This window comes from Micromonospora sp. NPDC049230, from assembly GCF_040647875.1.
Taxonomy (GTDB): domain Bacteria; phylum Actinomycetota; class Actinomycetes; order Mycobacteriales; family Micromonosporaceae; genus Micromonospora.
In genome coordinates this window covers 1-12851 of sequence record NZ_JBEZCZ010000081.1, presented here as the reverse complement: position 1 = coordinate 12851, position 12851 = coordinate 1, and the positions used below count along the sequence as shown (strand labels likewise).

General features: G+C 72.0%; 12 protein-coding genes and 1 pseudogene. 8 read left to right on the top strand and 5 right to left on the bottom strand.

The window, feature by feature from the left end; genetic code table 11:
* Window positions 1-137 precede the first annotated feature (137 nt).
* On the top strand, window positions 138-1046 hold the full coding sequence (locus tag AB0A95_RS34410; protein ID WP_357559945.1) for an NAD(P)-dependent oxidoreductase: 909 nt from the start codon (window positions 138-140) through the stop codon (window positions 1044-1046).
* Here AB0A95_RS34410 and AB0A95_RS34405 read toward each other — a convergent pair.
* Both AB0A95_RS34405 and AB0A95_RS34400 read right to left on the bottom strand, forming a co-directional pair.
* Entirely contained in the window at window positions 1028-2110 is a 1083-nt protein-coding gene (locus AB0A95_RS34405; protein WP_357559944.1) for a glycoside hydrolase family protein, read from the bottom strand. The genes AB0A95_RS34410 and AB0A95_RS34405 overlap by 19 nt on opposite strands.
* A gap of 160 nt (window positions 2111-2270) precedes the next feature.
* Window positions 2271-3233, bottom strand: coding sequence for an AraC family transcriptional regulator (locus tag AB0A95_RS34400; RefSeq protein WP_357559943.1), 963 nt, complete (start codon window positions 3231-3233; stop codon window positions 2271-2273).
* On the opposite strand from AB0A95_RS34400, the pseudogene AB0A95_RS34395 reads away from it, so the two are divergent.
* The 5 genes and pseudogenes from AB0A95_RS34395 to araD form a co-directional block, all read left to right on the top strand.
* Window positions 3159-3587: pseudogene (locus AB0A95_RS34395) on the top strand (FAD-dependent oxidoreductase); the annotation flags it as partial. The gene AB0A95_RS34400 and the pseudogene AB0A95_RS34395 overlap by 75 nt on opposite strands.
* Before the next feature lie 100 nt (window positions 3588-3687).
* Entirely contained in the window at window positions 3688-5004 is a 1317-nt protein-coding gene (locus AB0A95_RS34390) for a monooxygenase (protein WP_357559942.1), read from the top strand.
* A 229-nt stretch (window positions 5005-5233) separates the two neighbouring features.
* The gene (locus AB0A95_RS34385; RefSeq protein WP_357559941.1) at window positions 5234-6121 is read left to right on the top strand and encodes an acetyltransferase; all 888 of its coding nucleotides are present in this window, start codon (window positions 5234-5236) and stop codon (window positions 6119-6121) included.
* 75 nt (window positions 6122-6196) lie between these two features.
* Complete coding sequence (locus AB0A95_RS34380) at window positions 6197-7183, top strand: alpha/beta fold hydrolase (RefSeq protein WP_357559940.1); 987 nt, start codon at window positions 6197-6199, stop codon at window positions 7181-7183.
* A 261-nt stretch (window positions 7184-7444) separates the two neighbouring features.
* On the top strand, window positions 7445-8146 hold the full coding sequence (araD, locus tag AB0A95_RS34375; RefSeq protein WP_357559939.1) for an L-ribulose-5-phosphate 4-epimerase AraD: 702 nt from the start codon (window positions 7445-7447) through the stop codon (window positions 8144-8146).
* Window positions 8147-8227: 81 nt separating this feature from the next.
* On the opposite strand, the gene AB0A95_RS34370 is transcribed toward araD, so the two are convergent.
* On the bottom strand, window positions 8228-9331 hold the full coding sequence (locus tag AB0A95_RS34370; RefSeq protein ID WP_357559938.1) for an aldo/keto reductase: 1104 nt from the start codon (window positions 9329-9331) through the stop codon (window positions 8228-8230).
* A gap of 143 nt (window positions 9332-9474) precedes the next feature.
* Between AB0A95_RS34370 and AB0A95_RS34365 the strand changes: the two genes are divergently transcribed.
* Together AB0A95_RS34365 and AB0A95_RS34360 are read left to right on the top strand one after the other, a co-directional pair.
* Complete coding sequence (locus AB0A95_RS34365) at window positions 9475-10077, top strand: TetR/AcrR family transcriptional regulator (protein WP_357559937.1); 603 nt, start codon at window positions 9475-9477, stop codon at window positions 10075-10077.
* A gap of 12 nt (window positions 10078-10089) precedes the next feature.
* Complete coding sequence (locus AB0A95_RS34360) at window positions 10090-10827, top strand: alpha/beta hydrolase (protein ID WP_357559936.1); 738 nt, start codon at window positions 10090-10092, stop codon at window positions 10825-10827.
* A 96-nt stretch (window positions 10828-10923) separates the two neighbouring features.
* Here AB0A95_RS34360 and AB0A95_RS34355 read toward each other — a convergent pair whose 3' ends face one another.
* Window positions 10924-11568 (bottom strand): DUF305 domain-containing protein, encoded by a 645-nt coding sequence (locus tag AB0A95_RS34355; RefSeq protein ID WP_357559935.1) that lies wholly within the window; start codon window positions 11566-11568, stop codon window positions 10924-10926.
* Between the two features lie 62 nt (window positions 11569-11630).
* Window positions 11631-12524: a DUF1996 domain-containing protein gene (locus AB0A95_RS34350; RefSeq protein ID WP_357559934.1), complete on the bottom strand. Its 894-nt coding sequence runs from the start codon at window positions 12522-12524 to the stop codon at window positions 11631-11633.
* Between the last annotated feature and the right edge of the window lie 327 nt (window positions 12525-12851).

The window sequence follows — 12851 nt, the reverse complement described above, 5'->3', positions numbered from 1 at the left end:
CCTACATCACTACAATCACCACCGACCCCACACCGCCACTGGCGGCCTACCACCGATCACCAGGTTGACCAACGTCCCTGGACAGCACAGCTAGGGCCGGGTGCGGGCCCGCGGCCGCTCTCGGCGAGGATGTGGTGATGAGCAACTCCGCACTGCCCAGGCGTGTCGTCGTCACCGGCGCCACCGGCAAGCTCGGCCGGGCCGTGGTCGCCCACCTGCGCGCCGTGGGCGTCGACGTGCTGGCCGTGGACCGGGCCGGCGGCCGTGATCCGCGCGACGTGGACGGGGAGTTCCTTCTTGTCGACCTGACCGACTACGGGCAGGTGGTGGAGGCGTTCACCGGGGGCGCCGACGAGCACGCCGGTGGGGTCGACGCGATAGTGCACCTGGCGGCGGTCCCGGCCCCGGGGCTGATGTCGAACGCGACGACGTTCGCGAACAACTCCGCCGCCACGTACAACGTCTTCGCCGCGGCCCGGGCGGCCGGAATCAAGCGGGTGGTGTGGGCGTCGAGCGAGACGGTGCTCGGGCTGCCGTTCGACACCCCGCCGCCGTACGCGCCGGTCGACGAGGAGTACGCGCCGCGGCCGGAGTCGACGTACTCGTTGAACAAGGTCCTCGAGGAGGAGATGGCCCGGCACTTCTGCCGGTGGGACCCGGAGCTGGTCATGGTGGGCCTGCGCTTCTCCAACGTGATGGACGTCGAGGACTACGCCCCGTTCCCCTCCTTCGACGCCGACCCCCGGGCGCGGCGATGGAACCTGTGGGGCTACATCGACGCCCGCGACGGGGCGCAGGCGGTCGAGCGTGCGCTCGCCCACGACCGGCCCGGCGCCGACGTCTTCATCATCGCCAACGCCGACACCGTGATGAGCAGGTCCAGCGCCAGCCTGCTGGCCGAGGTCTACCCGGGCGTCGAGGTCCGTAAGGAGTTGGGCGAGCACGAGACGCTGCTCAGCATCGACAAGGCGCGGCGGGTGCTGGGGTACGAGCCGCGGCACTCGTGGCGGGACCACGTGCACCCGGTTCAGCGCGCGGCCTGGTAGGCGCGGCCCACGGCGGTCGCCTCGCCGCCGGTGCGGAAGAGCCCGGACTGGTCCTTGTCGGTGGCGGGCAGGCCGAACCACGCGTACCGGTGCAGCCAGGTCAGGCCGCCCAGCATCCGGGTCGCCGCGGTGAGGAAATCGGCCTGCTGCGCCTGGGTCGGAAAGCGAACGCCGTTGGAGAAGTCGATCAGGGCGAACTCGGTGAGCCAGATCGGCAGCCGGTAGCGGTCGTGCACCGCCTGGAGGTACGACCGGAGCTGGTTGACCGCGTTGGCGGTGGTGAAGTCGCCGCCGTACCAGTGCAGGGCGATGAAGTCGACACGGTGACCGCGTTGCCTGGCCCCGGCCATGAAGCGGTCGAGCCACTCGCCGGGCCGGTCACCGCCCCAGGCCACCGCCGGGCTGCCCAGCGGCAGGCCGGTCGCCTCCAGTTGCGGCCACAGCTCCAACGCCTGCTCCACTGTCATCTCGGCCTGACCCTTCAGGTCCGGTTCGTTGAACCCGAGCAGGTAGCGACCGTTCTGCGTGGCCTTCTCAAGGTTGCCGGCGGTGACGCTCTTCGCCCCCCAGATCATCGGGACGAACTCGGCGTTCTTCGGGCTGGTGACACCCGGGTGGGCGACGTCCCAGGTGTAGTACCAACTCGCCCCGGAACTGGCCAGCGCCTGGCTGACCCCGTCGAAGGTCCACACCCCGACGCCCTTGCGCGTCGAGGTCACGGCGGTCGCCGCCGGGGCGACCGGACGCCGGGTCGTGGGCTTCGCCGTCGGCTTCGTGGTCGGTGTCACGGCGGCGGGACTCGTCGTGGCGGCGGGAGTGGTCGCTGTGGGCGCGTCGGCCTGCGGGCTCGTCGACGGTGGCGCGTCGGCCGCCTGGGTAGCGGCGGGGACGGGCGTCGACCCGCTCGGCTGCACCACGACGATCAGACCGGTCACCAGTACGGCCACCACGACGGCCACGGCGAGGGGCCAGCCCAGACGCCGTACGCGGAGTCGTCGGGGCTCCGCGTGGACACCCCGGCGTCCGTTCGGGGTGTCCGCTTCACCCGGGCCGGTTGCGCGCATCGTCTCGACTCCTTCGTGTGGTCACATCGCTGCTCGACGAAGGGCGGTGCCTGATCGCTACCAGCGCCTTCTCTGAAGGAGACTCGCCGGCCGTTGCGGGATAACGATTTTGTCGGCGGCGCACTCCTTCCGGCGAGCCCGGCGAGGTGGTGTTTCCCGGTCAGCGGCGGAGGGTCGCGGACGGCGACTCACCGAACCGGCTCCGATACTCGGTCGCGAACCGACCGAGGTGCACGAACCCGTGCCGTAGCGCGACTGTCGTCACCGAGACCCCCGGCTCGGCCGCCCGCAGCGATCGCTGCGCCGCGTCGAGCCGACAGGCCCGCAGGTACGCCGTCGGCGTGGTCCGCAACTCCCGCCGGAAGCAGTCCTGCAACGTGCGTACGCTCACCCGCAGCGCCTCGGCGACATCACCGACGGTCAGCGCCTCGCCGTGGTGGTCGGCGATCAGGGTGCGGGCCCGGCGGACGAGCCGCCCGGGGTGGGGGTGGTGGTCCGGTTCGGCGAGCAGGTCGGAATGGCTGTGCCGGTGGGCCAGCAGCAGTTGGCCGATGAGCCCCTGCTCGAATCGGGCGGCCACCTGCGGGTGGTCGAACAGGGACGCGTCCGTCGGCTGGGCCAACTCGTCGGCGAGGAACGCCACCCCACGCGCCCACGCCTGCGCCCTCGGCGTGGTCATGGCCATGCCGACGTCCAAACGGACCGGGTCGTCCACCGGGCGGCCCAGCAGGCGGGCAAGCTCGCTGTCGACGGCGTGCCGGTCGGCGTAGAAGATCCGATGTGGTGACCCCGCGGACCACCGCATGTCCGAGGAGTCGTACGGGGAGAGGACCGAGGCGACGTCGGGTGTCGAGGTCACGGTGTTCCCGGAGTGCCGCACCACGGTGCTGCCGGCCCGGGGGATCTGGACGAGATAGAAGCTCTCCAGGGCGGGGGGTTGGATGCGTACCGCCTGCCCGTAGTCGAGGTCGATGACACCCACCCCGCCCACCCGGTATGCCGCCATCCGCAACTGGACGGCACGCACGCCCGCCTGCGGGGTGAGTCGATGCGGACAGAAGACCCGGCCGACCTCGGCGCGGGCCTGGTCGACGTCGTCCGTCCGGACCGTCACCGCATCCATCCGACCCCTCCCGGTCGTCCTGGTGCGCTGACCATAAGGCGCGGCCCGCAGGGGCGGTGTCGGAAAGCCGTGCACCCGACACGGACCGGTCGGCTGCGCGCAGCGGACACACCTCGCGCGCAACGGATAGCGACGGCCACGCCCTGCTGGCTAGCGTGCGCTCACCACCGCCGCCGCAGCGGTCCACGCACTTCGGAGGATGCCATGAGAATTGCCGTCGTCGGTGCCGGATTCGCCGGCCTGAGCGCAGCGAAGGTGCTGCGGCAGAGCGGGTTCGACGTCACCGTCTTCGAGAAGGCGCCCGACGTCGGTGGGGTGTGGAGCCGCACCAGGCGCTACCCCGGCCTGCACACCCAGAACAACAAGGGCACCTATCACCTGTCCGACCTGCCGATGCCCGCCGACTATCCAGTGGCCCTCGGGCGAGCAGGTCCAGCGGTACCTCGAGACCTACGTGGAGAAGTTCGGGCTCGCCAGCGTGCTGCGGCTGTCCACGGAGGTCGTCTCCGCCGAACTCGTCAACGACGAGACCGGGTGGCTGATCGCGTCGCGGCCGGCGGGTGCCCAGGAGCCGGTGACGGTGCAACGGTACGACCACCTGATCGTCGCCAACGGCATCTTCTGCGACCCGGTCGTCCCGTCGTTCGACGGTCACGCGGCCTTCGCCGCCGCGGGCGGGCGTGTCCTGGCCACGGGGGAGTTCCACGACATCGAGGCGGCCCGAGGCCGCAACGTCCTCGTCGTCGGGTACGGCAAGTCGTCCTGCGACGTGGCGGTCCCGCTGAGCGAGGTCGCTGCCCAGACCCACGTGGTGGCCCGGGGCCTGCTCTGGAAGATGCCCCGCAAGCTCGGCGGCGTACTCAACTACAAGTACCTGCTGCTCAGTCGGATGGGTGAGGCGCTGTTCCGCTACCTGCACCTGAAGGGCTTCGAGCGGTTCCTGCACGGGCCGGGCAACGGCCTGCGCCAACGGATGGTCGACAGCGTCGGCTCGGTCGCGACCAGGCAGCTCAAACTGCGTGAGTTGGGTCTGGTGCCCAACGGCAGCTTCGAGGACATCGCCCGCAGCACTGTCAGCCTCGCCACCGAGGGCTTCTTCGAGCGCGTCGCCGACGGCCGCATCGCCGTGCACCGCGACCAGGTGATCACCGAGCTGCTCGTCGACGACGACGGCCGGACCGCCGCCCGCCTGGCCGACGGCACCGTGCTCGCGGCCGACCTGGTGATCTGCGGCACCGGCTTCCGCCAGCACGTGCCGTTCTTCGACGACGCGCTGCACGCCCGGCTCCAGGACGACGCGGGCAACTTCCAGCTCTACCGTCAGATCCTGCCGCTCGGTGTGCCTCGGCTGACGTTCGCCGGCTACAACTCGTCGTTCTTCAGCCCGCTCAGCGCCGAGATGGCGGCGGTGTGGACGGCCGCGTACCTGCGGGGTGGGCTCACCCTGCCCACCGAGGCTCGGATGCGCGACGAGGTGCGTACCCGCCTGGCCTGGATGGCGAAGCGCACCAACGGGCGGCACGCCCGTGGCACGAACATCATCCCGTTCTCGATGCACAACATCGACGAGGTGCTCGACGAACTGCGGCTCAACCTCGGCCCGCTGACCCGGGCGCGGCAGTGGCTGCTCCCCGTCGACCCGCGCTCCTACCGGGCAGTGACGGCCCGCATGATCCGGCATACCGCCGCTGGCGCGACGGACGAGGCGGCGGTCCGCCCCGGGCGCGGCGGTGCCCAGCTCGACCGCGACGACTCTCCGGTCGCCGGATGAGGGCGGACGGTTGCCGGACGACCTGACGTCGTCCGGCACCCGCCGTTGTCCGCGACCAACCCGACGGCGGGCACCCATTGCCCGCCGTCGAGGGCTGCGCGTATGGTTTCGTGGCACGCCGTCGAGCGGGAAGGAGGTCAGAACAATGTCCGATGTTCTGCGCCCCCTCCGCGCTCCGGCGTCCGCGCGGGCCTGACCCGGGGCGCTCGCCACCCGGAGGACCACGATCATGACTGATCTGCTCATTCGTCCGCTCGTCGCGGGCGAGGAAAACCTGTTCGACTCCATGCCCGATCCGCTGCCCCAACTGCGCCAGGTCGCGTACGCCGACGGGGTCGCCAGCGGTGGCTACCGGCCCGAGACCACCTGGGTCGCCCTGCGCGCCGGCCGGGTGGTCGGCCGGGCCGCCTGGCTCCTCCCACCGGGCGCTGTCGGCGCCCCCTGGCTGGACCGGTTCGATCTGGACGCCGAGCCGGAGGTGGGCGCCGAGTTGCTGCATGCCGCCCACGAGGCGCTGGGCGGCCCCGGCCGCTACTACGCCGCACTGCCGGCGCACTGGCGGCGTCGACCGGAGGTGCTGGCCGTGGTGCGGGCGCCGATGGAGGCCGCCCGGCTCGCCGGGCTGGTCGAGCGGGGGGAGCGGCTCCGGTGCTCCTGGACGGGCACACCGCTGCCGGCGTCTTCCGGCCGCTACGACTTCCGGGCGCCCACCGACCTGGCGGAGATCAACGTCCTGGTCGCCAGGATCGCCGAGCCGGACGTGCTGACCGGCGCCGAGATCGCGCGGGCGGTCGGCGGAGTCGACCTGGCCACCGACCCGCTGGCCTGGCTGGGAGACGCCACCGACAGATGGCGCGTCGCGCTGGAGGCCGGGCGGCCGGTCGGGCTGGCCGGAACGTTCGGGGACGCCTGCTACCCACTGCTCGCCTATCTCGGCCTCCTCGACGAGGCGGCTCGGCCCGAGCTGCTGACCGAGGCGGTCCGGGTGCTGGCCGACGGCGGTGCCCGCGAGGTCATCGCCGACGTGGACGCCCGCCGGGTCGCGGTGCTCGCGGAACTGGAACGGACCGGCTTCCGGCAACTGCGCTCCCGGGTCGTCTTCGCGCCACCGCGATAGCCGATCGGGTGCGCCCGGTCACCCGGGCGCACCCCCTCGGCCGGCACCGGCCCCCGCCCCTGTCAGCATCGGCGCATGCCGGAGATCATCGCGCTTCTCGTCGGTGGGTTGGCGCTGGTCGTGGCGCTTGTCGCAGGGCTGTACCTCTGGCCGGTGCGCCGCCCTGGGCGACGGGTCGCGCCGTGGCAACCGCTCGACTTCGACACCGCCACCCGTGCCGCCGAGGCCGTCATCGCGGCCGAGACGGCGGATCCGGCGCTCCGACCGGAATCGCGCAGCCGCCTGCTGAGCCACGGCTCCCGTACCCGCCGGGTCGTTCTGCTGCTGCACGGATACACCCTCGCGCCCGAGCAGTACGACGAACTGGCCGAGGAGTTCTTCGACAGCGGGTACAACGTCTGGATCCCACGGGCTCCCCGGCACGGGACCGTCGACAGGCGGGCCCACCACCGGGTCGAGGCCGAGGAGTTGACGACGTACGCCGCGCGGGGGTTGGCCGTCGCGGCGGGCCTCGGCGACGAGGTGGGCGTCGTGGGAATCTCCGGCGGCGCCGTGCTGGCCGCCTGGCTGGCCCAGGTGCCAGGTGACGTCGTACGGCGTCTGCTGTTGCTGTCGCCGTTCTTCGGCCCGGACCCGCGCCAGGCGCCGGCCTTCGCGGTCCGACCGCTCCTCACGCTGTACGGGCGACGCGTCCTGCCGGACCGTGTCACGTCGCGCGGCTACTCGCTCTCCGCCGTCACCCAGTACCTGACGATCGCGCGCAGTCTGCCGAACCCGCCCCGACGCACCGGTCTGCGCAGCGCCGCGGTCGCCATCAGCCCGCTCGACGGCGTGGTGGACCGCGCCGCGGCGGTGAGTGTGCCCCGTCGGATCGCCGACGCGCACGCGATCCCGCTGCGGGTCTGCACCCTGCCCGAGGCGCTGGGCGTCGGTCACAACATCCTCGACCTCGCCGCGCTGGGCACCGAGGGGTCCGAGCTGCGCCGGCGGTACGTGGCGCTCTACGAGGGGGAGCCGACACCGACCCCCGGACTGGCCCAGGCGGCCCGCGTCGACGAGTGAGCCCGGCTCGTCGCCGCGCTCGACCCCGGCGCCGACCATCCGGGACGTGGGCCGCGCGCTGCCGCGCCGGCGTCTAAACTGCGCCCGTGCCGTGCCTCGTGTGGGCGCGTCATCCCCATCCGACCAGGCGCACCCGCTATTGACCGCACGAAATGTTAGCGCTAACCTGCCCCGCTACCGCAGCAAAGGGTCGCGCCGCGACGGATCCCATCCCCACCCCGAAAGGCGACACCAGCAATGAGTACGGCCGGATCAACCGACTTGCGTGCCGCAGTCCTCGCCGCGAACCGCCTCATCGCCGACGCCGGCCTGGCCGCGCTGACCTGGGGCAACGTGAGCGGGGTCGACCGAGAGGCCGGCATCTACGTGATCAAGCCCTCCGGCGTGGCGTACCAGGACCTCACGGCCGACCTCCTCGTCCCGGTGGATCTGGAGACCGGGCAGGTCGTCGCCGGTGAGCTGAGGCCCTCCGTCGACAGCGAGACCCACCGTGCGTTCTACCTGCGCTGGCCGTCCATCGGCGGAGTGACCCACACCCACTCGACGAACGCCGTCGCCTTCGCCCAGGCCGGGCGGGACGTGCCGGTGCTCGGCACCACGCACGCCGACACCTTCGCCGGCCCGATCCGGGTCACCCGGGACCTGACGGCCGACGAGTGCGCCCACGACTACGAGTTCAACACCGCCCTGGCGATCATCGAGCTGATCGGGGGAGAGGCCGAGGCGCTGGCCAACCCCGTCGCTCTCGCCGCCAACCACGGCCCGTTCACCTGGGCGGCGAACCCGCTCAAGTCGGTGGAGAACGCGATCGTCTGCGAGGCGGTAGCGGAGATGGCCATGAAGACGCTCTCGCTGAACCCGGCGGCAGCCGCGCCACAGTGGTTGCTGGACCGCCACTTCACCCGCAAGCACGGCGCCGGCGCCTACTACGGCAACCAACTGCCCGAACAGAGCCGGCCGTGACCGCCGGCACGGGCTCCGCGAGCGGAGCCCGTGCCGGCGTCGCCGTCCTCGCCGGCCGGCGGGCGGCGGCCCCGGGTCGCCTCACGTCGTGGGCTGGGCGGCGCCGTTGAACACCGGCGGCGCGTAGCCGGCCGGCTTGTCGCCGATACCGAGCCCGGGGCTCACCACCCAGGACTGGTACTGCGGGGTGAACATCACGTAGGGCACCTCGAGCTTTGGTGCGCTGGCCTCGTCGAGCCGGCGACGCGCGTCGGCCGGGATCTCGAACTCCAGCGCCTCGAAGTTGCTGCGGACCTGCTCGGCGCTGCTCGCCCCGATGACGACCGAGGCGACGGCGGGCTGGGTGGCCACCCAGTTGATCGCGACCTGGGCCATGGTGCGGCCCAGGTCGGCGGCCACGTCCTCCAGAGCCTCGATGACCTGCCAGTCGCCGGGGCTGATCTCCCGGCCCGCGGCGTCGGGGTTGGTCAACCGCCCGGTCCCGCTCAGGCCGTCGCCGGTGCGCCGGTACTTTCCGCTGAGCAGGCCGCCGGCGATCGGGCTCCACGCGGTGAGCCCCATGCCCACGGTCCGGGCCATCGACACGTACTCCGCCTCGATGCCCCGACCGACCAGGGAGTACGGGAGCTGCAAGTTGATCATCGGGGTCAGGCCGTGCGCCTCGGCGTGGCTCTGCGCGCGGGCCGCGTACCAGGCCGGCACGTCGGACAGCCCGGCGTAGCGGATCTTGCCGGCGCGTACCAGGTCGTCGAGGGTGTGCACCACCTCCTCGACCGGGGTGATCCGGTCCCAGGTGTGCAGCAGGTACAGGTCGATGTAGTCGGTGCCGAGTCGGCTCAGCGACGCCTCCACGGCCCGCACGATGTGCTTGCGGCCGTTGCCGCTGGCGTTCGGGTCGCTCGGGTCGACGGTGTTGGTGAACTTGCTGGTGAGCACGAGCCGTTCGCGTACACCGGCACTGTCGATCAGGCGGCCGAGGATCCTCTCGCTCTCCCCGGCGGTGTAGAAGTCCGCCGTGTCGATGAAGTTCCCGCCCGCCTCCAGGTACTGGCGGAAGATCGGCTCCGCCTCCTCCTCGGTCTTTCCGTACGCGGCGTGGAACCCGTCGACGCCGAAGTTCATGGTGCCCAGCGCCAGTCGGCTCACCCGCAGACCGGACCGCCCGAGCAGGTAGTAGTGGTTCATGGTGGTGCCCCTCCCGATCGTGGTGTCGGCCCGGAGCGGACCGCGTCGCGAACCTTTGCTCGCCAAAATTGGACCTGCAAGTCCAAAGTCCGCGCTAGGGTCGGACCAGCAGGTACGGGCCAGGAAGCGGTGACGGAGGTCGCATGACACGGGCGTTGACCCGCAAGGGCGAGGCCACCCGGGCGCGGATCGTCGCCGGTGCCGCCGCCGAGATCCGCGAACGCGGCGTCGACGAGGTACGCCTCGAGGACGTGATGGCCCACACCGGCACCAGCAAGGGGCAGCTCTTCCACTACTTCCCCGCCGGCAAGGAGGAGCTGCTGCTCGCGGTGGCCGAGCACGAGGCCGACCAGGTGCTCCTCGACCAGGAGCCGATGCTGAGCAACCTGACGTCCTGGCCCGCCTGGGTGGCGTGGCGTGACCGGCTCATCGAGCGCTACCTCGCACAGGGCGTGAAGTGCCCGCTCAACGGTCTGCTCGGTCAGACCGGCCGACGCGCACCGGCCGCCCAGGCGATCGTCACCGGGCTGATGTGGCGCTGGCAGGCGGCGATCACCGAGGGCATCCGGCACATGCAGTCGACCGGGGACATCGCCGCGCGGGTGGACGCCGACCGCGCCGCCGCGGCACTGCTGGCCGGCATCCAGGGCGGTGTGCTGCTGCTGCTCTCCACCGGAAAGATCGACCACCTGGAGGCGGTCCTCGACCTCACCATCGACTCGCTGCGGGAGAGCGCCCGGACGTAGGAGAGTGAGGCAATGACGGACGACGACCGCGCACCCCTGGTGCTGCTGCACGGCCTCACGTTCGACCGGCGACAGTGGGACCCGGTCCGGCGCGAGCTCGCGGTGATCGATCCCGCCCGGCAGGTGCTCACCCTCGACCTGCCCGGGCACGGCGACGCACCCCGGCGGGTGTCCTACGGGATGGCCGAGGTGGCCGACGTCGTGCACGAGCGGGTCACCGAGGCGGGCGTCGACCGACCGATCGTGGTGGGACACTCGGTCGGCGCGGTGGTCGCCACGACGTACGCGGCACATCACCCGGTGCGCGGCGTGGTGAATCTGGACCAGATCCTGCTGCCCGGCCCGTTCGGTGTGGCCGTACGCCAGGCCGAGCCCACGCTGCGCGGCCCGGACTGGCGGCGGGTGTGGGACGCCATGCTTGCCGGAATGGGCATCGAGGGGTTGCCGGCCGAGGCGCGCGAGATCGTGCGGACCGCGACCGATCCCCGGCCGGACCTCCTGCTGGGCTACTGGGGTGAGATCCTGCGCGGGTCCGACGAGGAAATCGCCGCCGAACGGCAGCGCGACCTGCGGTCCATCGGCGAGCGGGGGGTCCCCTACCGTTGGGTGACCTCGTCCGAGCCGCCGCCGCGCTATCTGACCTGGTTGACGGGTGCCCTGCCGGGGATCACGGTGACCGTGCTGCCCGGCGGTCACTTCCCGCACCTGGCGGAGCCGGCGACAATCGCCCGGCTGCTGGCGAACCGCTGAGCGGGGCGATCGGAGCTGCCGGCAGCGCCGCTGGGGGCGTGCTGCACCGCCGTAGCGGTGAGAACGGCGCTGCCGTCGTCGTGAGAACGGCGCCGGCTAGACCGGTGGGAGCCGCTGGGCGGGCGACACGTCGACCGCTGACGGCGGCCGGTCGAGTCGATCGAGCCCCGCGAGCCGGGCGGTGCCGCCCCGGACCACCGTCTCGGCCACGACGATGGTCGCCGGGTGAACCCCACTCCGCCGCTCCGCGGTGGCAACCCGGACCGACTGCCCCAGGTGTGCCCGCAGGTGGCCGGCGAGTAACCGCAGGAACTGTTGCCCGGTGCTCGACCGCAGCGCGTTCACCTCGTCGGCGGTGACCATGCCGGGCATGTCGTGGCCCTCGTGCGGGTTGGTCGTCGGCGCACCCGAGTCGGCCAGCAGCCGGCGGCTCCGGTCGGCGATGTCGCGCTGGGCGGCCCCGACCTCGGCGGCCAGCCGCCGCCAGGCCGGGTCGGTGGTCCGCGCCGGCACCAGATCGAGTACGGGCAGCAGGCGATCAGCCATCGCCACCGTCAGTTGGAGCCAGGCGACGTCGGTGGGGCTGAACGTTCCCGTCGTACCCCAGGGTGTTGGCACCGCGGTCGCGGCCGGCACCGTCGTCGCGGGCCCGGTGGTGCCGGCGGCATCCCGTGGCCCGGTGGTGCAACCGGCCGCGAGCAGCATCGCGGCGAGCAGCGCTGTCGGTCTGGCGATCCGCATCCGGGCACCCTTTCGGCTGGGGTGGCGGGCCCGGCGTGGCCGGGCCCGCCCTCGGATACGAGTCAGATCGGTCGGCCGTCGTGACCGCACTTGATGACCGGCCTGATGCAGTCCTGGACCCGCCGGGCCATCTCCGCCACCGGCCAGGCGTTGAAGAAGTCGCCGTGCATGGTGTAGCCCGGCCCGGAGGCCAGCCGGAACCGCGACGGGTCGCCGTTGACGGGGTACCGCAGCACCTGCCGCAGCTTCGGCACGTGCACCGGGTGGGTGCTCGGGCAGGCCTGGTTCACCGGGTACGCCAGGTGGCTCTTGTGGTCCGGCGAGTCCAGGTCCCGGCCGTTCCAGCACTGGGGGAAGTCCAGGTACGACTCGAGCATCGTGCCCGCCGGGCAGGTGACGAAGTCCTTCGACGGCGGCACCTGTCCGGCGTGCAGGCACGACCAGCGGGCGATGCTGTCGTTCGGCCCGGCGGCTTTCGCGTTGCCGGCGACGAGTCGCAGCCCGAGTGGGAACGGCTGGGTGTTCGCGACCACGTCGGCGCGTACGCCCTCACCCAGGTAGTAGAACGTGGAGATCGCCGGCTCCACCGGCACGTTGTCGCGGTAGAGGGTCGGCACCCAGTAGGACGAGACGTCCACCCGCGGGTTGCAGGTGCTCTGGGAGTTGACCAGGTCGGGCAGTGTGGTGTGGGCGTTCGTCACAGTGCTGCCGAAGAAGCTGTGCATGTGCGAGGCCCCGGGCAGCCCGGGGAAGATGATCGGGTCGTCCGGCAGCCGGTGGCTGTAGGCGCAGTCGGCGGGGAACTCGGCCACCCGGATGGCGTTGGCGACCGGGGCGGCGTCGGCCCGGGCGGTGGTGGAGACGACGTACGTGCCGAGGAGCAGCAGCAGGGCGCCGATCGCCGTGGCGAGGCGCAGTCGGCGGTGGGTGCCGGAGAGGGGTGCGGCCCTGTCCATCTCGTGACTCCTGTCGGGGGACGGGTCAGGGGTGGCTCCGGTGCCCCCGCCGAAGACAGCGGAGATCGCCCTGACCAGACTGGTGGTGACCGGCGGAGCCCTGGTGCGAGAGAGCGCTCTCACCGGTTGCCCAAGCCTCGCCCTTGTGTCGAAACTTGTCAATACGTGCCGCAGTTGGTGGAAATGACGACGACGAAGGGCCGACCCCTAGAAACCGCCCGGGCGGTTTCTAGGGGTCCGGCCCTTCGCTGGTGCGGTGGTGTGGGTCAGCTGGTGGCGTAGCCGCGGGTGGCGATCCAGTCGGCGAGGTGTTCGGTGCTGATCCAG

Coding starts and splice junctions, on each gene's coding strand:
- AB0A95_RS34410 (WP_357559945.1), top strand. CDS start 138: ATGAGCAACTCCGCACTGCCCAGGCGTGTCGTCGTCACCGGCGCCACC.
- AB0A95_RS34370 (WP_357559938.1), bottom strand. CDS start 9,331: ATGAACCACTACTACCTGCTCGGGCGGTCCGGTCTGCGGGTGAGCCGA.
- AB0A95_RS34355 (WP_357559935.1), bottom strand. CDS start 11,568: ATGCGGATCGCCAGACCGACAGCGCTGCTCGCCGCGATGCTGCTCGCG.
- AB0A95_RS34350 (WP_357559934.1), bottom strand. CDS start 12,524: ATGGACAGGGCCGCACCCCTCTCCGGCACCCACCGCCGACTGCGCCTC.
- AB0A95_RS34365 (WP_357559937.1), top strand. CDS start 9,475: ATGACACGGGCGTTGACCCGCAAGGGCGAGGCCACCCGGGCGCGGATC.
- AB0A95_RS34360 (WP_357559936.1), top strand. CDS start 10,090: ATGACGGACGACGACCGCGCACCCCTGGTGCTGCTGCACGGCCTCACG.
- AB0A95_RS34405 (WP_357559944.1), bottom strand. CDS start 2,110: ATGCGCGCAACCGGCCCGGGTGAAGCGGACACCCCGAACGGACGCCGG.
- AB0A95_RS34385 (WP_357559941.1), top strand. CDS start 5,234: ATGACTGATCTGCTCATTCGTCCGCTCGTCGCGGGCGAGGAAAACCTG.
- AB0A95_RS34400 (WP_357559943.1), bottom strand. CDS start 3,233: ATGGATGCGGTGACGGTCCGGACGGACGACGTCGACCAGGCCCGCGCC.
- AB0A95_RS34380 (WP_357559940.1), top strand. CDS start 6,197: ATGCCGGAGATCATCGCGCTTCTCGTCGGTGGGTTGGCGCTGGTCGTG.